Raw genomic sequence first — 22404 nt, 5'->3', positions numbered from 1 at the left:
TCAACTTATTTCCTGTAAAGTAAGGAAGAGAATGGAAAGAGAAAGGGTTACAAAAGTGAAAAGACGTGTGTTAAAAATGGGTGTCATTGTTGGGATGAGTACGGGGTTATTTTTTACTGAACTGTTGGTGCCATCCTTCACAGCAATCAATTGGGTATCTGCTGAGGAAGCTGCGTATGAATACGTGAGTGTCACTGGCAACAATGTCATCATCTATAGTGATTTTGGTAAAACAATTAGTCCAACTGCTAAAGTGGCGCAGAATCAAACCTTTCATGTGAAAGAAAGTGAAACGAAAGGAATTATGACGTATTTAGGGTTATACGATGCCAATGAATTTGTTGGGTATATCGATGCTTCGCAAGTAACACGAGCGAACGGCCCCGAAGGCATTGAAAAAATTGTGCGTCAATATGTTGCAGTAATTGTTAATACTTCCGTCTACGAAGATTTTGATTGGACGACTACGAGTGATACTAGTCCGTTGATGAATAAAACATATAAAGTCAAAAGTTTGTTTCATCATTTAAATGGTGAAGTGTATTTATCGTTATACGATACGGCAGATAATTGGGTCGGCTATGTTGAACAAAGTGCGACAGTTTCTAGTACGAAAGAAGCTTTCCAAAAAGATGCAGCCGTTGTCGCAGAACCGAAAGAAAAAACGGTAGCTACTGAGAAAACGGCAACAATAGAAACAAGCGAAACGAAAGAAGCGACCTCAACGAGTGAAACATCAGAAACAACAACTGAGAGCAGTGAGTCAACAACCTCATCAGAAAGTGACACAGCAACAACGGACAGTGTCACGCGTTTGCCAGCGGAAGATCAAGGCACGATGGATGAAGCAATTGATACGACACAAAAAAATACCAGTAAACATTTTATCAATGGCACAAGTGTCTTGCCAGCGTTGACATCACCAGTCAAGCAAGCAAATAATGTCACTACCAAAGATGAACCTCGCCGCGTGACAGCAAGTGCTACTGCGGACACTATTACATGGAAAGACAATGCCTCCTTTATTCAAGCGATTGCACCCGCAGCACAAAAATTAGCCGATGAATATGGCTTATATCCATCCGTGATGATTGCACAAGCCGCCTTGGAATCTGGTTTTGGTGCTAGTAAATTGTCAAAAGATGCCAATAATTTATTTGGGATTAAATATTCGAGTGGCGATGAAGGCAAGTTTGAGCGCTATGACATTCCTTCTGATGAATTTATTAATGGCGTGCGCGTTACCTTACCAGCTACATTTAGAAAATATGCGACCGTTTCGGATTCTTTATTAGATAATGCCAAATTATTGGCTAAAGGATTGAGTTGGAATACAACATTCTATCAAGGCGCATGGCGTAAAAATGCCGCGACCTATAAAGAAGCAACCCAATCACTAACTGGCAAATATGCCACTGACCCGCAATACCATACAAAATTAAACCAATTAATTGCTACTTGGGATTTAACGAAATACGATTAAAAAAAGAGCTGGATACAATGTCCAGCTCTTTTTAGTATTAACGATTTGTCATAACAGCGTCGATTAAACCATATTCTTTTGCTTCTTCAGCAGACATAAAGTTATCACGATCGGTGTCTTTTTCAATTACTTCGATTGGTTGTCCAGTACGTTCAGATAAAATTTTATTTAAACGTTCACGTGTTTTTAAGATGTGACGCGCCGCAATTTCGATTTCAGTGGCTTGTCCTTGTGCGCCACCTAATGGTTGGTGAATCATGATTTCAGCGTTTGGTAAGGCGAAACGTTTGCCTTTTGTACCAGCTGTTAATAAGAAACTTCCCATTGATGCAGCCATTCCCATGACGATAGTTTGAACGTCTGCTTTCACAAAATTCATTGTATCGTAAATCGCTAAACCAGCTGTTACGCTACCCCCAGGTGAATTGATATATAAGTAAATATCTTTTTCTGAGTCTTGCGCATCCAAGAATAGTAATTGAGAGATGATTGAGTTTGCAAGATCATCTGTCACTTGACCACTCAACATAATAATACGATCTTTTAATAAACGAGAGTAAATATCATACGCTCTTTCTCCACGAGATGATTGTTCAATAACTGTTGGGATTAAATTCATTTAAAAATCCTCCTTAATTCTGGCTATTTGATAAAATGTTGGTTATCCTTGCGACACCCTTAGACTTTTATCTATTGAATATTATACATACAAGGTCAATAAAGGTCAAATATAAAAACTTGAGTAAAATAATCAAAAATATGGTAAGATTCATCTAGATAAATTAAAGGAGGAACAAAAATGGATGTATTTTTCGTTGGGATGGCTGGAGTAATTGTAGGTGCCATTATTACAGCGATTGCCTTTAACTTGCAAAGCCGTTATGATGATCGTAAAGAAGAACGTCGTCGTCAATTAGAACATAAAGTCAAAGAAATTGAGATTTTGATTTTACTCAATAAAAAAATTATTGAAATTTTAGAAAAACGTATGGGAACAATGGACAGATATGTGAGTTTTGATGTTTTTGACGATTGTTATATTACGGTAGATGATTATATTTATTTGCAATCATTCGCAGCTCAAAATAGCTTTTATTTACCAAATTATTTCTTAGAAGAATTTTTCAAAAAAATTGCGACCCGCAAAGTAGTTTTATCACCTGAACAAGTCGTAGAAGTAGGCGGTTATACCTTTAAGGGTGGACGTGTGTTGATGGAAAATTTTTCGGATCAACTAAAAGAAATGGTTTACGAACGCAAAGTACAATTGCAAAAAATGACGGATAAACCAGTGACTTATTTTTCAAATACCTTGTAATTCAAACGAAGGGAAGACTTATTCAAAAGTCCTCTCTTCTTTTTTGCATCTCTCTTTATTCGTGTTACAATATGACTGATTGGAGTGAAGAAATCATGCAAATTTTTGCCCATCGTGGAAGCAGTGGCACACGACCTGAAAATACATTGCCAGCTTTTGCTGAAGCCGTACGTATCGGCGTGGATGGTATTGAACTAGATGTGCAATTAACCAAGGATCAACAAGTGATTGTCATGCACGATGAGACCGTCGATCGTACCACTGATGGAAAAGGTGCAATTATTGACAAAACATTAGCAGAAATCAAAAAATTAAATGCAGGTAGTTGGTTTGATGAACGCTATTCATCCACCAAAGTGCCGACATTAAAAGAAGTAGTTGATTTACTGGTTGCGCGCAATTATCGAGGGATTTTAGGCATTGAACTAAAAACAGATAAAGAAGCCTATCCGGGAATCGAAGAAAAAGTATCTGCACTAATGACTAGTCAACAATGGCCGTTCACCTATTGGTATAGTAGTTTTAATATGGACACATTGGAGCGAATATATGCGCTTGAACCGCAGACGCGAATTGATTTTATTATGGACAAAGCAGATGTCCCTCCATTAGTGTTTGAAAAAACCGAAATTCAAGGAATCCATCCGAATATCGAATGGGTATGGGCAAATGCAGAAGAAATCGCCGCTTTTGATTTAGCCATACGTCCTTGGACTGTAAATAAAAAAGAAGATGTGAAACGTTGCATCGATTGCCAAGTAACAGGAATTTTTACAGATTTTCCTGAAATGGCAATGGATATCAAGCGTAGTTATCGAGGGAAAAAATGAAAAAAGTTTTAGTAATTGTTGGGCCGACAGCTGTGGGGAAAACGGCTTTAAGCATTGAATTAGCAAAAAAATACAATGGGGAAATTATTAGTGGCGATTCCATGCAAGTCTATCGTGAATTAACGATTGGAACGGCTAAAGTAACCGAAGAAGAAACAGAGGGGATTCCGCATTATTTAATTGATATACGAGATAAGGAAGAAGCGTACTCGGTATCAGAGTTTCAACAAGAAGCACGTGCATGGATTGCGGACATTCACCAACGTGGAAAGTTGCCGATTATAGTTGGCGGTACGGGCTTATATATTCAAGCGTTGCTTTATGATTTTCAATTAGGTGGCAAAACAGAAGATGCAGATACAGCCCTTCGTTTGAAATATGAGGCGTTTGCTCATGAACACGGTAAAGCCGCTTTGTGGCAATTACTAAAAGAGACAGATCCGTTAGCTGCCGAAAAAATCCATTTTAATAATCAACGTAAAGTCATTCGAGCATTGGAAGTATTCGAAACAACCGGTGAGAGTATTACGGCACCCAAAGAAGAACCACAACGCTTGTATGATTACTTTTTAATTGGATTGACAACGGATCGTGAAGTCTTGTATCAACGTATTAATCAACGAGTGGATCAAATGATGGCCAACGGTTTATTAGACGAAGCAGAAAAAATCAAAGCTATTCCGGACACACAAGCAGCTTTAGGTATTGGGTACAAAGAATTTCTCCCTTACTTTCAAGGGCAAGCAACTTTAGAAGAAGTTGCAGAAGAAATTAAACTGCATTCTCGTCGGTATGCTAAGCGTCAATTGACGTGGTTTCGCAATCGTTTGAATCCGTATTGGATGGATTTGGTTCAGCATCCCGAAACAATCGTTGAACTCGAAAAAACAATCACGCAATGGTTGGAGGCGAAAGAATGGAAACAGAACGAGTCATTTTAGTTGGTGTTGAAACCGAAGAGAACTATAAGAATTTTGAAGAATCGATGATTGAATTAAAAAGTTTAACCAAAACAGCAAACGGAGAAGTTGTTTTTTCTCTCACACAACGTCGTCCACAGGTGGATCGACAAACATTGATTGGAAAAGGGAAACTGGAAGAATTAGCCCAATTAGCCGATGCACATGAGGCGGATTTGATTATCTTTAATCATGAGTTGACACCACGCCAAAGCCAATTAATTGGAGATGCTGTGGGGATTCCTGTAATTGACCGTGTGCAATTGATTTTAGATATTTTCGCTATGCGTGCCCGTTCTAAAGAAGGGAAACTGCAAGTAGAATTGGCGCAGTTGGATTATCTATTGCCACGTTTGGTTGGCCAAGGGAAAAATATGTCGCGTTTAGGTGGAGGAATCGGTACAAGAGGACCCGGAGAAACCAAACTAGAAACCGATCGTCGACATATTCGAAATAAGATAACAATTATCAAACGTGAATTAAAAGAAGTGGCCGCGCATCGTGAGCGTACACGTCAAAAACGTAAAGACAATCAGACATTCCAAATTGGTTTGATTGGCTATACTAATGCGGGAAAATCCACTATTTTAAATATTTTAACCAGTGCACAGACGTATGAGCAAGATCAACTATTCGCCACATTAGATCCATTAACAAAAAAATGGCGCTTACCAGAAGGTTTTGAAGTAACGGTGACCGATACAGTTGGTTTTATTCAAGATTTGCCAACGCAATTAATTGATGCCTTTCATTCAACCTTAGAAGAAAGCCAAGGAATGGACTTGTTATTACACGTCGTCGATGCGAGTGCTGAAAATCGTCAGCAACACGAGGAGACAGTCCTAAACTTGATGAACCAACTTGAATTAGGTAGTCTACCGATGTTGACGATTTATAATAAAGCCGACAAAACGGATGTCGATCAATTTGTGCCAACACTATTTCCAAATGTGTTGATTTCTGCGAAGAGTTCAAAAGGCAAAGAACGCTTAATTCAAGCAATTAAATTAGCGATTATGGAAAGTTTAGAACCGTATTCTTTCTCTTTGCAACAAACTGAAGGGAAAATATTAAATCGCTTAAAACGAGAAACCTTGTTACTTTCTTCTGACTATGAAGAAGAGACACAAAGCTACTTGCTAAAAGGGTTCGCTCAACCGGATTCTTATGCCATTCGACAAATGAATTAATCAAAGTACGCGAAGAAATAGCCACATTTCTTCGGGTGCTTTTTCTTTTGGTCTAGTTCAACAACTATTCTAAAAAAATAACTCGTTATGTAAGGAAATGTAACATAGAGGGTTGACAGAAGAGCGAAGTCTTGCTATATTTACTCTAGATTCACCAGCAATTCATTAAACAGAAGAGAGGAGAGACGCTATGCGAGAAAAAGAACTTCGACGTTCCATGTCAGTTTTTCCAATTGGTACAGTCATGAAGTTAACTGATTTGACCGCGCGCCAAATTCGTTACTATGAAGAACAAAATTTAATTCATCCAGAACGAAGCGAAGGCAATCGCCGGATGTATTCGTTAAATGATATTGATATTTTGTTAGAAATTAAAGATTATCTCTCTGACGGATTGAATATGGCTGGAATCAAACGAGTTTATGAAATGAAAAAAGCAGAAGAACAAGCAGCGCGAGAGAAACAACCGCTAACAGATAAAGATGTTCGCCGTATTTTTTATGATGAAATTTTATCTCAAGGTGGATTAAATCATTCGCAACATTTTTCGAATGGTCCACACTTATAATTACTGAAGCGCTACACTTAAACAAAAATAAAGGACGGGATTACTATTATGCCAAGAGTGGAATACACTGCAGAACAAATTAAACAGATTGCCAACGAAGAAAATGTACGCTTTTTACGCCTAATGTTTACAGACATTATGGGAACAATCAAAAATGTAGAAGTACCAATTAGCCAATTAGACAAAGTTTTAGACAATAAAATGATGTTTGATGGTTCTTCAATTGAAGGATTTGTTCGTATTGAAGAAAGTGACATGTACTTATATCCAGACGTAACAACATGGATGATCTTCCCTTGGGAAACAGACCACGGAAAAGTTGCACGATTAATTTGTGATGTTTACAACCCAGATGGTACTCCATTTGCAGGCGATCCACGTGGAAACTTAAAACGTTCATTAAAACATATGTATGATTTAGGATTCACTTCATTTAACTTAGGCCCAGAACCAGAATTTTTCTTATTCAAACTAGATGAAGATGGCGAAATCACAACAGATTTAAATGACAAAGGTGGTTACTTTGACTTTGCTCCAACCGATATGGGGGAAAACTGTCGTCGTGATATCGTATTAGAATTAGAAAGAATGGGCTTTGAAGTAGAAGCTTCTCACCATGAGACTGCTCCTGGTCAGCATGAAATTGATTTCAAATACGCTGAGGTTATTGAAGCGTGTGACAATATTCAAACATTTAAATTAGTTGTAAAAACAATTGCTAGAAAACATGGATTACATGCGACATTTATGCCAAAACCATTATTTGGTATCGCTGGTTCAGGTATGCACTGTAACATGTCTTTATTTAAAGGCGAAGAAAATGTCTTCTTCGATGAAAATGCTGACAAGCAATTAAGTGAAACAGCGTATCAATTTTTAGCTGGTTTAGTAGAACATGCACGTGCGTATACAGCAGTATGTAACCCAACTGTTAACTCTTACAAACGTTTAATTCCAGGATTTGAAGCACCGGTATATGTCGCATGGTCAGGACATAACCGTTCACCATTGATCCGTGTACCAGAATCTCGTGGGTTATCTACACGTTTAGAATTGCGTTCCGTTGACCCATCTGCGAATCCCTATTTAGCAATGGCTGTCTTATTAGAAGCTGGTTTAGACGGTATTCGTCGTGGGTTAACACCACCACCAGCCGTTGATCGCAATATCTATGTAATGACCGAAGAAGAACGTGAAGCAGCGCAAATCTATGATTTACCTTCAACACTTCACAATGCATTGAAACAATTGCGTAAAGACCCGACAATGGTTGCTGCATTGGGCGATCATATTTACGGCAATTTTGTTGAAGCGAAACGTATGGAATGGGCAGCGTATCGTCAATCTGTTTCTGAATGGGAAAGAGAGCAATATTTAGAGCTTTATTAATAACAGGAGATTAAAAGAAGTCCGCTTGTGACTTCTTTTAATCTTTTTCAGAAATTTTCCTGAAAAAATTAATATAACGATTGACAAATCGCTTGAAAGTGTTTATCATACTGTTTGGGCACTCTTTTGAAGAGTCGATTCATTCGTTTATACGCTCCCTATTCGAGTTATTACTTGAATAGGGAGCTTTTTGTATTTTTAGTGCAACCCTTTAAAAAATAACGCGAAGGAGTTTTATTTATGACGAAATATATTTTTGTAACTGGCGGTGTTGTTTCTTCCATTGGTAAAGGAATTGTCGCAGCATCTTTAGGACGTTTATTAAAAAACCGTGGCTTGAACGTAACGATTCAAAAATTTGATCCATACATTAATGTCGATCCTGGAACAATGAGTCCTTACCAACATGGAGAGGTTTTTGTAACGGATGATGGCGCAGAAACAGATTTGGATTTAGGTCATTACGAGCGCTTTATTGATATTAATTTAAACCAATACTCCAACGTGACAACAGGGAAAGTATATTCTGAAGTGTTGCGCAAAGAACGTAAAGGGGAATATTTGGGCGCAACGGTGCAAGTCATTCCTCATATTACAAATGAAATTAAAGATAAAATTATGCGTGCTGCAACAACCACAGATGCCGATATTATTATTACTGAAGTCGGTGGGACAGTGGGCGATATTGAATCTTTACCGTTCTTAGAAGCTTTACGCCAAATGAAAGCAGATGTGGGTAGCGATAATGTGTTGTACATTCATACCACATTGATTCCTTACTTAAAAGCAGCCGGCGAAATGAAAACTAAACCAACCCAACATAGTGTAAAAGAATTACGTAGCTTAGGGATTCAACCAAATATCTTAGTGGTACGTACGGAACAACCTGTTTCTCAAGGAACAAAAGATAAATTAGCTCAATTTTGTGATGTAGCACCAGAAGCGGTGATTGAATCGCTGGATGTGGATACTCTTTATTCGATTCCATTGAACTTACAAAAACAAAAAATGGACCAAATTGTCTGTGATTACTTAAAAATCGATGCACCAGAAGCGGACATGACTGAATGGCAAGCATTAGAAGAAAAAGTATTGAACTTGAAAAAATCGGTACGTATTGCTTTAGTTGGTAAATATGTGGAATTACCAGATGCGTATTTATCTGTCGTTGAAGCATTAAAACATGCTGGTTTTGCTGACGACGCTGATATTGATATTGATTGGGTGAATGCTGCAGAAATTACAGCTGAGAACGTGGCAGCACAATTAAAAGAGGCAGATGGTATCTTAGTACCGGGTGGCTTTGGTGATCGTGGGATTGAAGGGAAAATTGAAGCGATTCGCTATGCCCGTGAAAATGACGTGCCATTCTTAGGGATTTGTTTAGGGATGCAATTAGCATGTGTGGAATTCGCTCGAAATGTCGTTGGTTTAGACGGTGCCCATTCAGCTGAAACCGATCCAAACACACCGCATAACATTATCGATTTAATGGCTGACCAAGAAAATGTGGAAAACTTAGGTGGAACTTTACGTTTAGGGTTGTATCCTTGTCAATTAAAAGCAGGGACCAAAACAGCTGCAGCATACAACGATGAATCAGTGGTTCAAGAACGTCATCGTCATCGTTATGAATTTAACAATGATTACCGTGAACAGTTTGAAGAAAAAGGGTTAGTCTTCTCTGGCGTTTCACCAGATAACCGTTTAGTAGAAATCGTGGAGTTTCCGGAAAATAAATTCTTTGTGGCATGTCAATTCCATCCAGAGTTAATTTCTCGCCCAAATCGTCCACAACGTTTAATCCAAGCTTTCGTTGATGCTTCATTAGAAAATAAATAAAAAATAATGAGAGAAAGATTGGGTTTTTTAGTTATTTAAAAAGCAAGAATTTGTAGTATTACTCACATTCTTTCAGAAAATTTTCGCTCTTGTTGTCTATTTAAAAAAATTAAAAAGTGAAAAATCCAGAGAAATGCATAGTTTTAGTAGAAAAATCTATAAATATTTGCTAAAATGATAGCGTTGGTTAAGCAAGTCTTAACAAATAAAGTTTTTATAAAACTTAGGAGGAAATTATTATGCCATTAGTATCAGGTACTGAAATCTTTAAGGCAGCTCGCCAAGGCGGTTATGCTGTAGGTGCGTACAATACAAACAACTTAGAATGGACTCAAGCAATTCTTGAAGCTGCTCAAGCGAAAAACGCTCCAGTATTAATCCAAACTTCTATGGGTGCTGCAAAATACATGGGTGGTTACAAATTAGTCGTACACATGGTTGAAGATTTAATTGAATCAATGAACATCACTGTACCAGTAGTATTACACTTAGACCATGGTGAATACGATGATGCATTAGAATGTATCGAAGCTGGATATACTTCAGTTATGTTTGATGGTTCTCACTTACCATTTGAAGAAAACCTAAAATTAGCTAAAGACGTTGTTGAAAAAGCACATGCTAAAGGTGTTTCTGTAGAGTGTGAAGTTGGTTCAATCGGCGGAGAAGAAGATGGAATCATCGGTTCTGGCGAATTAGCTGACATCGACGAATGTGTACAAATGGTTAACACTGGTATTGACTTCTTAGCATGCGGTATCGGTAACATCCACGGTGCTTACCCAGAAAACTGGACTGGTTTAGCATTTGACCACTTACAAGCTATCGCTGATGCTGTAGGTCAAGAAGTACCATTAGTATTACACGGTGGATCAGGTATCCCTCAAGAACAAATCGAAAAAGCAATCTCAATGGGTGTTTCTAAAATTAACGTAAATACTGAATTCCAATTATCATTTGCTAAAGCAACTCGTGAATACATTGAAGCTGGCAAAGATTTAGAAGGAAAAGGTTTTGACCCTCGTAAATTATTAGCACCAGGTAAAGCTGCTATCGTTAAAGATGCAATTGAACACATTGAATGGTTCGGTTCAGCTGATAAAGCTTAATTAAACGTAAACAAAAAACCTCTTAGAACATTAGTTCTAAGGGGTTTTTATTATGCCATAATTTGAAAAGAAGAATACGGAGGTAAGGAATCTGGTTGCAGATACAATTCGAGATAATCGGGATGAACATAAATTTTATGTTGGTCACTAAAACGATACGTAGTCGGTAATTCCTCAGAGATTGGATGAATGGCGTATTGATAGAGACGACAGTTATGAATAATCACTAACAGAAATTCTAAGACAATCCTTTGACCAAGCTGTCTTAGTACCTGTTCATCAATAGGCGCCATAATAAGAGTTTGTGAATGCTGAAATTGTTGGCGATGCAATTCGGCTCGTAATTGTTTGTAGGCTTTGATAGTGTCCACTCTCAAAGAACAATAGATGTCGCCATTGCGTTCTTTGGTGATTTTTTGTCTAGTCATAACAACACTCCTTTAATATAATACTAGCAAATTTTTAAAGCGCTGCCTATGCTTAAGGTAAAGAAGAGAGGTAGCGCCTTTTTTATTCTTGTGAATTATGGTAAAATCAAAAATGATGTGTATCTAAATTTGAAAAATAAATAGGTGAAAATATATGAAAAAAATAGTCATTCATGGTAATCGTCCATTGTCTGGAGAAGTAACAATTAGTGGAGCGAAAAATAGTGCGGTTGCATTAATTCCTGCAGCAATTTTAGCGGATTCTCCAGTTATTTTGGAAGGTGTACCAGATATTCAAGATGTTCATTCATTAATTGAAATTTTAGAAATTATGGGTGTTAAAACAAAATTTGCCAATAATGAATTAGAAATTGACCCAACAGGAATTGTATCTATTCCAATGCCAAGTGGAAAAATTAATAGTTTGCGTGCTTCGTATTACTTTATGGGTGCGTTACTTGGTAAATTTGGGGAAGGTGTCGTTGGGCTACCTGGAGGATGCTATTTAGGACCTCGTCCAATCAACTTACATGTAAAAGGATTTGAAGCATTAGGCGCGCAAGTGACCAATGAACACGGCGCGATGTATTTACGTGCACCAGAAGAAGGATTGCAAGGTGACCGTATTTTCTTAGATATGGTATCAATTGGCGCAACAATCAATATTATGTTAGCTGCGGTCAAAGCAGAAGGACGTACAGTGATTGAAAATGCTGCTAGAGAACCAGAAATTATTGATGTTGCGACCTTATTAAATAATATGGGTGCGAAAATCCGTGGTGCTGGTACCGATGAAATTCGTATCGATGGTGTAAAAGAATTGCATGGTTGTCGCCATTCAATTATTCCTGACCGTATTGAAGCTGGTACGTATTTATCGTTGGCAGCTGCAGCAGGCGATGGAATTACCGTTAAAAACGTGATTTATGAGCATCTAGATAGCTTCATCTCTAAATTAGAAGAAATTGGTGTAGCGATGGATATCAGCGAAGATAGCATTTATGTTCATCCTTCTAAAAACTTAAAATCAGCTGTTGTCAAAACATATCCATACCCTGGTTTTGCGACAGATTTACAACAACCAATCACACCATTACTCTTAAAAGCTCAAGGGAAATCTGAAGTTACCGATACGATTTATCAACAACGCGTGAACCATATTCCAGAATTGGTACGCATGGGCGCAACCGCCTCAATCGAAGGGAATATAATGTTTGTCGAAGGACCAAGTGAATTACGTGGGGCAGAAGTGGTTGCTTCTGATTTACGTGCAGGTGCATGTTTGGTCATTGCCGGTTTGATGGCAGAAGGTACAACGAAGATTAGTAAAGTAGAATACATTTTACGTGGTTATGACAATATTATTGAGAAATTAACGGCTTTAGGTGCCGAGATCGAGATGGTAGAGGAGTAAGTATGAGCGACTATTTAACAATGGCGGAGTTAGATCATAAAACATTAAAAGAAATCTATACGTACGCAAAAGAATTCAAAATTCCTTATTATAGTCAAATGAACAAAAAAGAATTATCCTTAGCGGTTATTCGTGCGCAAGCGGAGAAGCAAGGCTTTTTCTACATGGAAGGAATTCTAGATATTGTTGGTCAAGAAGGTTATGGCTTTTTGCGACCAATTAACTATGGTCCAAGTGCCGAAGATATTTATATCTCTAGCTCACAAATTCGTCGTTTCGGTTTACGAAATGGGGACAAAGTTGCGGGAAAAGCAAGACCACCAAAAGAATCTGAACGTTATTATGGTTTGATGCATGTAGAAAGCGTCAATGGGAAAAATCCTGAAGAAGCCAAAGAACGTCCGCATTTTCCAGCGCTTACGCCTTTGTACCCAGAAACACAAATTAAATTAGAAACAACTAAAGGGCGTTTATCGACGCGTATGATTGATATGTTTTCACCAGTCGGTTTTGGGCAACGCGGACTCATTGTCGCTCCGCCTAAAGCGGGGAAAACCAGCATTTTAAAAGAAATTGCGAATGGGATTACTGAAAATTATCCCGATGTGGAATTAATTGTACTCTTAATTGACGAACGTCCAGAAGAAGTGACAGACTTAGAACGCAGTGTGAAAGGTGATGTTGTTTCTTCTACCTTTGATTTGCAACCAAGTAATCATACACGTGTGGCAGAATTAGTCTTAGAACGCGCGATGCGTTTAGTAGAAGACAAACGTGATGTGGTTATTTTGATGGATAGCATCACACGTTTAGCACGTGCGTATAATTTAGTTGTTCCGCCAAGTGGCCGTACGTTAAGTGGTGGGATTGATCCAGCTGCGTTGTACAAACCAAAAAAATTCTTTGGTGCAGCTCGTAACATTGAAGAAGGTGGAAGCTTAACTATTTTAGCGACTGCTTTAGTTGATACGGGGAGCCGGATGGACGATGTGATTTACGAAGAGTTTAAAGGAACAGGCAATATGGAACTACAATTGTCACGTAATCTAGCCGAACGCCGCATTTTCCCTGCGATTGATTTGAAGAAATCAAGTACACGCAAAGAAGAATTATTAATGTCTAGCGAACAACTAGAAGAAACATGGCGATTGCGCAATCATATGACCGGAGATTCCTTGGAATATACAGATCAATTCATTCAATTCTTAAAGAAAACCAAAAACAATCAAGAATTTCTTGCAGCATTTCATGATGTGACGTTTAATGAAAAAAGAGTCAAAAGAAATGTGAAAAGATAATTGCAAATGATTTTAACTCATGTTAAGATAGTAACGTTGTAAACAAATCAACTCTGACTCAGCAAATGATTCAGGGCAAAGGAGAGAAAGCAAAATGAAAGAAAACATCCATCCAGATTACCATCCAGTAGTGTTTTTAGACTCAACAACAGGTTTTAAATTCTTGTCAGGTTCAACTAAATCTTCACAAGAAACAATCGAATGGGAAGACGGAAATACTTACCCAGTAATCCGTGTCGAAGTTACTTCTGACTCACATCCATTCTACACTGGACGTCAAAAATTCACTCAAGCAGACGGACGTGTGGACCGTTTCAACAAAAAATACGGTCTCAAAGACGCAAACGCTGCGGAATAATAAAACTGATTTATCAGACTTTAGAGAGTATCCTTGTCGGAGGATATTCTCTTTTTTTTGTCCTTGACCATCCTTTTGACCATCCCTTCCTCTTCCTCGTATAACTTGTTCATATAATCGGCGAAACGATCCGCCGTTTCTTCTTTTTTCTGTTCGCTGATATGGGTGTAAATATCCATAGTAGTTCGAACGTCCGTATGACCCAAACGTACTTGTACTTCTTTGATGGAAGCACCAGATTCAAATAACAAGCTACAATGGGTGTGACGAAAGCCATGAACCGTAATGTAGTTTAACTTATTTTCTTGCAATATTTTTTTTCAAATTATGATTCGCGAATTTTATAATCAAGTTAGCCACCTGAAAAATAAAAAAACATCATAGTGAAAAATCATGTATTATTAGGGTTCCGACACCAACTAATAAGGAGAGTTTCACTATGACGTATTCAAATACTACCACAACTCGTTTAAAAGGTCAGCACCTAACAGCCATTGAACGTGGAAAATTGCCGCTTGGCATAGCGAAGGAATATCCAATCGGCAAATTGCCAAAAGGTTAGATGTGGTTCCTCAAACAATTAACAATGAGTTGAAGCGTGGGAAATTGAAACAAGTGAAAAAGAGCAATGGGAAATGTCATTATTTCTTCAAGTATAATGCAGAATTTGCTCAAAATCGGTATAGAAACAACCGACAACGATGCCATCGGAAAGAAAAATTTTTTCAAGTCCGTACCTTTTTGGCGTACTTTATCGAACTGTTGAAAACAACACGTAAACCAGCACAAACCAAGCAGGTAAAAAATCGAAAAGTTCTTGGAAAGAGTATCGAAGAACGACCGACAAGTGTTGAAACACGTGAAGAATTTGGTCACTTTGAAATTGATACAGTCATTGGTCAACGGAATGGTTCAGAAACAGCACTCTTAACTTTAACGGAACGAAAAACACGTTTTGAAATCATTCGTGTGCTTGATGCCAAAGATGCAGACTCTGTCAGTTATGCCATCAACCGATTAGCTAAAGAATATGGGAACAATTTTTCCGCTGTATTTCGTTCGATTACAGCTGATAATGGTTCGGAGTTCGCTCAGTTGTCAGAAACGTTAAATGGATTGACAGAAATTTATTTTACCCATCCGTATACTTCTTGCGAACGTGGAACGAACGAGAATCACAATGGCATCATTTGTAGATATATTCCCAAAGGCGAAAGTATGGACAGCTATCATCGAAAGGAAATCGAGCAAATTGCCAATAAAATGAATCAACTACCCAGAAAGATCTTAAACTATGCGACACCCCAGTCTTGTTTTGAACAAGAACTAAATAAAGTAGTTAGTTGATTTGACAACGAGCCTCTTACGCCATGGGTATCGTCTGGGCAAGCTGGCATAGCCAGCCCGTCAAACCAGACTACCATGCCGCAACTCATTATCAAATCAACATCGGAACTTACAGATAACACATGATTTTCACGTTTTTCAAAAAGTGGCTAACTTGTTCTTGAAATTTGGGGTTTATTTATTTACGTTTCTCTTTAGCTTTTTATTTTAGCTCTGATTCTCGAATCTCTTTGTAGAGATAGAGGATATGAGCTATTTTATTGGCTCTTTTATGAGTAAATGGCTGAACCTTTGTTCGCTTCGTTTGACTAATTTGGTGAATACGTTTGATGAATGCAACAAAAGTGCTGCTATGTCTCATGCGTAGCAGCACCTTTTTTTCATATGTTGTTTCGGATCAAGAATAAAAGAAACGGATCAAGATTCCACCTAAAATTAGCACGATTGCACCGCATAAACGGTTGGCCATTTGGGCAAAAGCAATCATTTCCATTCTATCAGAGGCAGACAATACAGCTATATTACCTGTTCCCCCCATGGAGTTGTTGATCATACCGGCGCCAATTGCGGTTTCAACGGGATACATCCCCAATACCATCCCGAAGAACCAGCTGGCAGCCCCCATAGATACGACACTGGTTAGGCAAAGTACGACAAATTGCCAAGTAAAGGCAGAGGCCAATGTTGACAGATCAATCAATGCCAAACCAATCCCCGCCAAGACCGCGTGGGTCAAATTCGTCATTACAACATTGTTGAACATCACCACAGAATCTTCGAGTTTCTTAGGGACAATGTTCAAGGCTTTCAGAATAAAGACAATCACGATCATAAAGGCATACTCGTGAATTTTAGGGAAAAAGTCGCTTAAAATTGCACCAACGACCAACAGTGAGAAGGAAAACAGCATCCCAACCCCGATTTGTTGGGCATCAAGCGTTATTTTTGGTTTTTCTAATTCTTCTTTCGTGGCATTGATCAGGGTGCCATGGCCATTGTATTTGGTTTTAGCAAAGGCCTTTGCGATAAATAAAGCACCAATAATGGCAAGAATATTTCCGAAAGTAACTGCTGGAGCTAATTGAGAAAAGATAGCGGCTTGATTGCCGTTTGCCAAGCCATCGGCATAAATTTGTGAAAGTGGGGTGATTCCCGCACCCATCCCGCCAGACATCATTGGTAGAGACACATACATCACCGAATCAGCAAAGCCATTGCCTAGCAGCATACCGATAAGGCCGACGGAGAAAAAGCCTATTACCATGGTGATCAAAGCAACAGGAATGAATTTCGTAGAAGCTTTCACCAACAAATTGCGGTTCATACCTAAAATCGAGCCGCAAATCAAAGCGGCAATATAGAAATCAAGAAAGCCAAAACCGCCCCCCATGAAGTCACTGACCGCGTCAATGACTTTCGTGGGTACGAGATGGAAGGAGGCTAAAAGAGTGGCACCAAGCAGGGTAAAAACTGACCCACCGCCAAGATAAGAATTCATGATCGGGAGTTTTTCCCCAATGAAATACAGCAGGTGTCCTAAGGCAACCAGTAAAATGGTGATCCCAACCATGTTTAATGGCAATTTGTCTAAGGCAATCGCACTGAATATGACAACCATGAAAAAGAGATACAAGGGAAGACTAATTCCCGAAATCATCATCGTTTTTAATTTATTCATTTTTCAGACCTTCCTAGTATGTTGGATACCATTTAAGATTTTGGACAGCTTTTGCCATATCGGTTTCTTGCACTTGGGCTAGTCCTTGTTCTTTGGCTTTATTGGCAACAGCTTCAGCCACTTTGATAGAAACGTCCGCAACGTATTCAAATGGTGGAAGAACAGGTGCTCCGGGTTGGCTCAAATCAACCAAACCACTTAATGAGTGAGCAGCGGCACCAATCATTTCGTCGGTCAAGAGAGAGGCTTCTGAAGCCAACATACCTAACCCTAGACCAGGATAAATCAAGGCGTTGTTTGCTTGGCCGATTTGGTAGTCGACTCCTTTGTATTGGATCGTTCCTGAAGGGACACCGGTTGCCACAAAGGCTTTTCCATCAGACCATTCGATCACTTGTTCAGCCGTCGCTTCTAATTTTTTGGTTGGATTCGAGATAGGGAAAATCACTGGACGAGCAGTGTTTTCACACATTGCTTCCACAACTTCTTTGGTAAAGGCACCCGCATTGGTTGAGGTACCGACCAAAATCGTTGGTTTTGCTACTTTAATGACATTGATCAATTGCGTCATATCGCCAGCATTGGCAAAGTCAGCCCGTTTTTTGGCAAATGGTTTTTGTGCAGGAGTCAAATCGGACATATCATCGAACAAAAGCCCTTGTTTGTCAACTATAAAGAAATGATTGTAGGCTTCTTCTTCTGAAAGACCTTCGCTTACCATTTCCGCATGGACTCGACTGGCAATCCCAGCACCAGCGGAACCACCGCCATAACATAAGTAGACTTGATCCGTTAATTTTTCACCTGTAATATCCAGTGCACCGAAGATACCGCCAAGTACAACGATTCCCGTTCCTTGGATGTCATCGTTAAAAGTTGGAATTGTTTGTTTGTATTTGTCCAAAATCGTTGCAGCATTTGAACGGCCAAAGTCTTCCCAATGCAAGTAAAGTTTAGGGAACAATGATTCTGCCGTTTGAACAAATTGATCGATGAATTGGTAGTAGGCATCACCGTAAACACGTTCTTGCCGATTACCTAGATACAAATGATCCTCTAACAATTCTTTACGGTTGGTACCAGCATCGATCACGATTGGTAAAACAGAAGCAGGGTCGATCCCAGCAGCTGCTGTATAAATCATCAATTTACCGACAGAAATATCGACACCTTGGACACCCCAGTCACCAATCCCAAGAATCCCTTCAGCATCTGTGGCTACGATCAAGCGAATGTCCCGATCGCCAGCGGCATTTTTCAACGTTTCTTCGATATTCTCTGGATGATTGATATCTAAGTACGCTGCATATTGAGGATCAACGAATAGGCGGCTGTAATTTTCAATGGTATCAGCAATCGTTGGATCATAGACGATCGGATTGAATTCAACGATATGTTGGTTGAACAAATAGTAGAACAATGTCCGATTGGTATTAAAGATTTCCATTAAAAAGTGACGTTTTTCTATGTCTGATTCTTTGGTGATATATTGCAAATAGGCTTGTTCTGCTTGTTCTTCGATCGTTTGCACGTGAGGGGGCAATAAACCGATCAATCCTAGTTCTTTTCGTTCTTCTTGTGTAAACGCGGTTCCTTTGTTTAAAAATGGGTTGTTTAAAATTTCATGTGCTTTCATTATGTTCCTCCAATAGGTGTATTTTGAGTACTCGTTCATTTCCATTAGCAATTTTAATTCCCGGACAGAGTTATAGTCAACTTTCGGTGGTATAATAAAAATTGTTTATAACAAAACCGATGCGAGCTTGAATCGGCTAAAGGAGAAATCAGACGATGAATATACGAGATTTAGAATACTTTAACGCTTTGGCAGAGATGCTTTCTTTTACGCAAGTGGCGCATAAATTTGCGGTCAGTCAACCAACTGTCAGCTACGCTGTCAAACGCTTGGAAGAGCATTATGGCTGTGATTTGATCGTGCGAGAAGCCTCGCATCGCTCTATCTCATTGACCACTGAAGGGGAAATTTTGAAGGCTCATGCGCAATATATCTTAGATGAATTTGTGACCTTGGACCGAGCCATCGACCATGCTAAAAACAACCGGACCCACATCGGTTTGCCGCCGATCATTCGTTCCAAAGTCTTTTCAAAACTCTTAGATGAAAAAGAGATCATCCGCTTTATTTCGAAATTTCACTTGGTATCTGGGGGATCCAATGAATTGCTTTCAAAACTATTATCAGGAAAAATCGATTTTAGCTTGCTGGGTAGTGTCAATCCCCTCGTCCACCCGAATCTGCAGGTGAAATTATTGCATCAGCAAGAGTTTTTTATCTTTGTGTCAAAAGAAAACCCATTGGCAGGAAAAAAGGAAATCTCATTTGAAGAAGCTGCCGAATATCCCTTTATCCTGCTGGAAAAAGGCTATACCCACATGCGCGCCTTTCAGAATTTAAGTGAGAAATCAAAGAAGAAACCGGAAGTCCCCTTTTATTTTTCAGACGTTCAGACGATTGGTCAGTTGGTCAGTTCCAATATCGGCATTACCTTGATGACGGAATTTCCCGTATTTCAAGAAATGGAAGGCTTAGTGAAAATACCGCTAGTCCCTGAAGATAAGGAAATCTTTTATATTCAATATGCCTATTTAAAGAGTGCGATGTTGAATCAAGAGGTCCGCAAGTTGATCAGGATTTTGGATGAGCTGTATTGGGAAGATGAAGGGTGAGGAGTGGAATTACGTGGAGTAGTGGTTTTTTTGATGCAAGATCAGAGAAAAATGGTGTACGTATTCTAGGACTAGCAAAATAAGTACAGTTAATAATTTTGATTTAGGAGTCAAAGTTTTATGCAATGTTAGCAAAGTTTATCCAAAATTATACGATAAAATTAAAAAATCTTATTCTCGTTATCAAAATACTTTGTTTAACTAATCCACTCCTTATGTAATTAGCCCGTTCAATCGGAACGGGCTTTTTGTTCTTACTCTACATCTACGCTGTAATTGGGTTTGATATTGATTACTTGTTGCAGTCGTGTGTACCAATACATGTTTTTTTATTTGTATCATAATTTATAGGGACAGTCTCTCTTCTCTAAACCTTTTTATTAAAAAAAAAGCCAAGTATAAAAAAAGAAAAGATGAAAACTGTAATTGCTTTACTAGTTTCAAATTGATAGCAAATTCATTTAGTTACTTTTTTTCATGTGTCATAGTACTAGCAATGATAATTGACATAATTTTCTCCTCCTTTAAAATGCAAAAAAGCCTGTTACACACAAGAATTCATTTGCGCACATCCCACTAGGTTGCACGATAAATAAACTCTTGTATATAACAGGCGCCATCAGCCATTTCTGGCGGTTATAGGGGAGCACCATCCCTATGCCCAAATAGTAGAACGATTCTTCTTTGACAGCAATTAAGAACACTTGTAAAGTGTTAGACCAATAACAGCAAAGTACCACCAACTAGAAAAATCAATCCAATCATTGCTTTTTTCTGCATTGTTTCATGTAAAATCGCGGTACTAAAAATGACTGTTACGACAATACTTAATTTATCGATAGGGACCACGATACTTGCGGGCCCGCTTTGTAATGCCTTGTAATAACACAACCACGAGAAACCAGTTGCTAAACCTGAAAGAACTAAAAAAAGCCAATTGCGTGGAGTGATTGTTTTTAGATGCGTATGCTTTTTCTGAACAATCACGATTCCCCATGAAATGACTAAGATGACCAGCGTACGAATAGCAGTTCCAAGCGTTGACTCGACATTTTCAATGCCAATTTTACTTAAGATAGCTGTTAAACTAGCGAAAATAGCAGATAAACTAGCATAAAAAAACCAGTGATTTGTGGTTGCTTGTTGTGTATTTTTCTTCCGTTCAATCATAAAATACGTTCCTAAACCAATTAAAATCATAGCGATAATTTTAAGGAAAGAGAGTGATTCACCTAAGAAAATCAAGGATAAAATCATTGTTAATAAGACGCTACTTTTATCAACTGGCACCACTTTGTTGACATCTCCGATTTGCAATGCTTTAAAGTAACAAAGCCATGAAGCACCGGTTGCAATTCCCGACAAAATCAAAAACCACATACTGTGCCAACTAATTGTAGAAAGTAAATTGTGTGAATGAACGAGAAAGACAATTGCCCAAGAGAGGAGCGCAACAATACAGGTTCGAATCGCTGTTGCCAGATTTGAATCCACATGATTAATCCCAATTTTAGCTAAAATGGACATAATTCCGGCAAAAAAAGCGGATAAAAAAGCATAGATGACCCACATTTATTATTTCCTCCAATCTATATTGAATGTATTTTAGCACGCTCTTTTCTTTTTTGAAAGAGACATTCGATGGTATAGTTAGAGGGTAAGTAAAGTGAGGGAAGTAGCATGAAAAAATTAACGATTGAACATATAAAAAAGCAACTAACATTTCAAACAAATGAAAGTTATTTAATTGATTATTTTCAATCCTCTGTCTTGGTTCCGTTAATCGAAATTGATGGCGAATACCATTTGGTTTTTGAAAAACGTGCAGCAACGATTCGTCAAGGCGGTGAGATTTGTTTTCCAGGCGGTAAAATTGATGCAACGGATATTTCACCACAAGTCACTGCCATTCGCGAAACGAATGAAGAATTAGGCTGTTCACAAGAAGACATTGAAATTTTGGGAACGTTAGATACTTTAATAATGCCAAATGGAATGATGGTTTATGCGTATGTTGGTCTATTAAAGACGTCTTTGGAAGAATTGACAGTATCTTCGGATGAAGTGGAAAAAGTCTTCACAGTACCTGTAGCTTATTTTCTAGAAACGGCTCCTATAGCGTACCACTGCCAAGTGTTAATTCATCCCTATCTGATTGACCCACAAACTGGAGAGAAAGAAATTTTGCTACCTGTGGAAGAATTAGGTTTACCACAACGTTATCAAGAACCCTGGGGAGCAGGACAGCAACAAATTCTCTTTTATCAAACAGAAGAATTGATTTGGGGATTAACCGCAAAAATTATTGCTAATTTTGTAGCAGAAATCAAAAAATGAACAAAAATAGGCCCTATAATTTAATGGACTGATGAATTGAATTCAATTCATCAGTCCATTAAATTATAGGGCCGTAAAAACAAGTCACCGTCTCTTTTTTGTATAGTTTGCTAAAAAATGCGTACTTACTTATATACGTGAATTTGTTGAACGTTGTCCGTATTGATT

The 22404-nt window shown here is 38.5% G+C and carries 19 protein-coding genes, 3 pseudogenes and 1 riboswitch; of the genes and pseudogenes, 15 read left to right on the top strand and 7 right to left on the bottom strand.

The features are described 5' to 3' along the window. Positions 1-55: 55 nt before the first annotated feature. Positions 56-1483 (top strand): glycoside hydrolase family 73 protein, encoded by a 1428-nt coding sequence (locus tag PYW32_RS10265; RefSeq protein ID WP_245558513.1) that lies wholly within the window; start codon positions 56-58, stop codon positions 1481-1483. A 37-nt stretch (positions 1484-1520) separates the two neighbouring features. On the opposite strand, the gene clpP is transcribed toward PYW32_RS10265, so the two are convergent. Continuing rightward, a complete protein-coding gene (gene clpP / locus PYW32_RS10260) occupies positions 1521-2102 on the bottom strand; it encodes an ATP-dependent Clp endopeptidase proteolytic subunit ClpP (protein ID WP_016174385.1) in 582 nt (193 codons plus the stop codon). A 180-nt stretch (positions 2103-2282) separates the two neighbouring features. Between clpP and PYW32_RS10255 the strand changes: the two genes are divergently transcribed. The 8 genes from PYW32_RS10255 (at position 2283) to PYW32_RS10220 (ending at position 10688) form a co-directional block, all read left to right on the top strand. Then, positions 2283-2801 carry a hypothetical protein gene (locus tag PYW32_RS10255; RefSeq protein WP_016174386.1) on the top strand — a complete coding sequence of 173 codons (519 nt, stop codon included), beginning with the start codon at positions 2283-2285 and terminating at the stop codon, positions 2799-2801. Between the two features lie 95 nt (positions 2802-2896). Then, on the top strand, positions 2897-3631 hold the full coding sequence (locus tag PYW32_RS10250; protein ID WP_016174387.1) for a glycerophosphodiester phosphodiesterase: 735 nt from the start codon (positions 2897-2899) through the stop codon (positions 3629-3631). After that, on the top strand, positions 3628-4572 hold the full coding sequence (miaA, locus tag PYW32_RS10245; RefSeq protein ID WP_016174388.1) for a tRNA (adenosine(37)-N6)-dimethylallyltransferase MiaA: 945 nt from the start codon (positions 3628-3630) through the stop codon (positions 4570-4572). The genes PYW32_RS10250 and miaA overlap by 4 nt, the downstream gene beginning before the upstream one ends. Continuing rightward, complete coding sequence (hflX, locus tag PYW32_RS10240; RefSeq protein ID WP_016174389.1) at positions 4548-5780, top strand: GTPase HflX; 1233 nt, start codon at positions 4548-4550, stop codon at positions 5778-5780. Before miaA ends, hflX begins: the two co-directional genes overlap by 25 nt. A gap of 190 nt (positions 5781-5970) precedes the next feature. Next, positions 5971-6348, top strand: a complete 378-nt coding sequence (locus tag PYW32_RS10235) for a MerR family transcriptional regulator (protein ID WP_016174390.1) — start codon at positions 5971-5973, stop codon at positions 6346-6348. Between the two features lie 48 nt (positions 6349-6396). Then, a complete protein-coding gene (gene glnA / locus PYW32_RS10230; RefSeq protein WP_016174391.1) occupies positions 6397-7737 on the top strand; it encodes a type I glutamate--ammonia ligase in 1341 nt (446 codons plus the stop codon). 240 nt (positions 7738-7977) lie between these two features. Then, positions 7978-9579: a CTP synthase gene (locus tag PYW32_RS10225; protein ID WP_016174392.1), complete on the top strand. Its 1602-nt coding sequence runs from the start codon at positions 7978-7980 to the stop codon at positions 9577-9579. Positions 9580-9818: 239 nt separating this feature from the next. Next, the gene (locus PYW32_RS10220; RefSeq protein ID WP_016174393.1) at positions 9819-10688 is read left to right on the top strand and encodes a class II fructose-bisphosphate aldolase; all 870 of its coding nucleotides are present in this window, start codon (positions 9819-9821) and stop codon (positions 10686-10688) included. Between the two features lie 50 nt (positions 10689-10738). On the opposite strand, the gene PYW32_RS10215 is transcribed toward PYW32_RS10220, so the two are convergent. After that, on the bottom strand, positions 10739-11116 hold the full coding sequence (locus tag PYW32_RS10215) for a hypothetical protein (RefSeq protein ID WP_016174394.1): 378 nt from the start codon (positions 11114-11116) through the stop codon (positions 10739-10741). A gap of 154 nt (positions 11117-11270) precedes the next feature. Here PYW32_RS10215 and PYW32_RS10210 point away from each other — a divergent pair, with 154 nt between their 5' ends. The 3 genes from PYW32_RS10210 to PYW32_RS10200 all read left to right on the top strand — a co-directional run bounded on the left by PYW32_RS10210 (position 11271) and on the right by PYW32_RS10200 (position 14186). Then, a complete protein-coding gene (locus tag PYW32_RS10210) occupies positions 11271-12530 on the top strand; it encodes a UDP-N-acetylglucosamine 1-carboxyvinyltransferase (RefSeq protein WP_016174395.1) in 1260 nt (419 codons plus the stop codon). 2 nt (positions 12531-12532) lie between these two features. Next, positions 12533-13828, top strand: coding sequence for a transcription termination factor Rho (gene rho / locus PYW32_RS10205; protein WP_016174396.1), 1296 nt, complete (start codon positions 12533-12535; stop codon positions 13826-13828). A 94-nt stretch (positions 13829-13922) separates the two neighbouring features. Continuing rightward, a complete protein-coding gene (locus PYW32_RS10200) occupies positions 13923-14186 on the top strand; it encodes a type B 50S ribosomal protein L31 (RefSeq protein ID WP_016174397.1) in 264 nt (87 codons plus the stop codon). A 20-nt stretch (positions 14187-14206) separates the two neighbouring features. Here the strand turns inward: PYW32_RS10200 and PYW32_RS10195 are convergent. Further along, positions 14207-14506: pseudogene (locus tag PYW32_RS10195) on the bottom strand (tyrosine-type recombinase/integrase); the annotation flags it as partial. 119 nt (positions 14507-14625) lie between these two features. Here PYW32_RS10195 and PYW32_RS10190 point away from each other — a divergent pair. Beyond that, positions 14626-15533 (top strand): annotated as a pseudogene (locus tag PYW32_RS10190) (IS30 family transposase). Positions 15534-15930: 397 nt separating this feature from the next. Here the strand turns inward: PYW32_RS10190 and PYW32_RS10185 are convergent. Both PYW32_RS10185 and PYW32_RS10180 read right to left on the bottom strand, forming a co-directional pair. Beyond that, on the bottom strand, positions 15931-17211 hold the full coding sequence (locus PYW32_RS10185; protein WP_016174400.1) for a 2-hydroxycarboxylate transporter family protein: 1281 nt from the start codon (positions 17209-17211) through the stop codon (positions 15931-15933). A gap of 13 nt (positions 17212-17224) precedes the next feature. Beyond that, positions 17225-18886 (bottom strand): malolactic enzyme, encoded by a 1662-nt coding sequence (locus PYW32_RS10180; RefSeq protein WP_281169693.1) that lies wholly within the window; start codon positions 18884-18886, stop codon positions 17225-17227. Between the two features lie 116 nt (positions 18887-19002). On the opposite strand from PYW32_RS10180, the gene PYW32_RS10175 reads away from it, so the two are divergent. Beyond that, complete coding sequence (locus PYW32_RS10175) at positions 19003-19899, top strand: LysR family transcriptional regulator (protein WP_016174402.1); 897 nt, start codon at positions 19003-19005, stop codon at positions 19897-19899. 603 nt (positions 19900-20502) lie between these two features. Then, positions 20503-20565, bottom strand: a riboswitch (Fluoride riboswitch). Between the two features lie 48 nt (positions 20566-20613). Here PYW32_RS10175 and PYW32_RS10170 read toward each other — a convergent pair. Together PYW32_RS10170 and PYW32_RS10165 are read right to left on the bottom strand one after the other, a co-directional pair. Then, positions 20614-21069 (bottom strand): EamA family transporter, encoded by a 456-nt coding sequence (locus PYW32_RS10170; protein ID WP_245558567.1) that lies wholly within the window; start codon positions 21067-21069, stop codon positions 20614-20616. Then, positions 21061-21471 (bottom strand): annotated as a pseudogene (locus PYW32_RS10165) (EamA family transporter); the annotation flags it as partial. The pseudogene PYW32_RS10165 and the gene PYW32_RS10170, both read right to left, overlap by 9 nt. 108 nt (positions 21472-21579) lie before the next feature. On the opposite strand from PYW32_RS10165, the gene PYW32_RS10160 reads away from it, so the two are divergent. Continuing rightward, positions 21580-22236 (top strand): NUDIX hydrolase, encoded by a 657-nt coding sequence (locus PYW32_RS10160; protein ID WP_016174404.1) that lies wholly within the window; start codon positions 21580-21582, stop codon positions 22234-22236. The last annotated feature ends 168 nt before the right edge of the window (positions 22237-22404 follow it).

This window comes from Enterococcus saccharolyticus subsp. saccharolyticus, assembly GCF_029023825.1.
GTDB lineage: Bacteria > Bacillota > Bacilli > Lactobacillales > Enterococcaceae > Enterococcus_F > Enterococcus_F saccharolyticus.
The sequence above is the reverse complement of the archived record's forward strand: the minus strand, read 5'-3'. Positions and strand labels throughout refer to the sequence as shown.

Bases quoted from the DNA above. Each gene is read 5' to 3' on its own strand.
- clpP (WP_016174385.1), bottom strand. From the start codon at position 2,102: ATGAATTTAATCCCAACAGTTATTGAACAATCATCTCGTGGAGAAAGA.
- PYW32_RS10255 (WP_016174386.1), top strand. From the start codon at position 2,283: ATGGATGTATTTTTCGTTGGGATGGCTGGAGTAATTGTAGGTGCCATT.
- PYW32_RS10250 (WP_016174387.1), top strand. From the start codon at position 2,897: ATGCAAATTTTTGCCCATCGTGGAAGCAGTGGCACACGACCTGAAAAT.
- miaA (WP_016174388.1), top strand. From the start codon at position 3,628: ATGAAAAAAGTTTTAGTAATTGTTGGGCCGACAGCTGTGGGGAAAACG.
- hflX (WP_016174389.1), top strand. From the start codon at position 4,548: ATGGAAACAGAACGAGTCATTTTAGTTGGTGTTGAAACCGAAGAGAAC.
- PYW32_RS10235 (WP_016174390.1), top strand. From the start codon at position 5,971: ATGCGAGAAAAAGAACTTCGACGTTCCATGTCAGTTTTTCCAATTGGT.
- glnA (WP_016174391.1), top strand. From the start codon at position 6,397: ATGCCAAGAGTGGAATACACTGCAGAACAAATTAAACAGATTGCCAAC.
- PYW32_RS10225 (WP_016174392.1), top strand. From the start codon at position 7,978: ATGACGAAATATATTTTTGTAACTGGCGGTGTTGTTTCTTCCATTGGT.
- PYW32_RS10220 (WP_016174393.1), top strand. From the start codon at position 9,819: ATGCCATTAGTATCAGGTACTGAAATCTTTAAGGCAGCTCGCCAAGGC.
- PYW32_RS10215 (WP_016174394.1), bottom strand. From the start codon at position 11,116: ATGACTAGACAAAAAATCACCAAAGAACGCAATGGCGACATCTATTGT.
- PYW32_RS10210 (WP_016174395.1), top strand. From the start codon at position 11,271: ATGAAAAAAATAGTCATTCATGGTAATCGTCCATTGTCTGGAGAAGTA.
- rho (WP_016174396.1), top strand. From the start codon at position 12,533: ATGAGCGACTATTTAACAATGGCGGAGTTAGATCATAAAACATTAAAA.
- PYW32_RS10200 (WP_016174397.1), top strand. From the start codon at position 13,923: ATGAAAGAAAACATCCATCCAGATTACCATCCAGTAGTGTTTTTAGAC.
- PYW32_RS10185 (WP_016174400.1), bottom strand. From the start codon at position 17,211: ATGAATAAATTAAAAACGATGATGATTTCGGGAATTAGTCTTCCCTTG.
- PYW32_RS10180 (WP_281169693.1), bottom strand. From the start codon at position 18,886: ATGAACGAGTACTCAAAATACACCTATTGGAGGAACATAATGAAAGCA.
- PYW32_RS10175 (WP_016174402.1), top strand. From the start codon at position 19,003: ATGAATATACGAGATTTAGAATACTTTAACGCTTTGGCAGAGATGCTT.
- PYW32_RS10170 (WP_245558567.1), bottom strand. From the start codon at position 21,069: ATGATTGAACGGAAGAAAAATACACAACAAGCAACCACAAATCACTGG.
- PYW32_RS10160 (WP_016174404.1), top strand. From the start codon at position 21,580: ATGAAAAAATTAACGATTGAACATATAAAAAAGCAACTAACATTTCAA.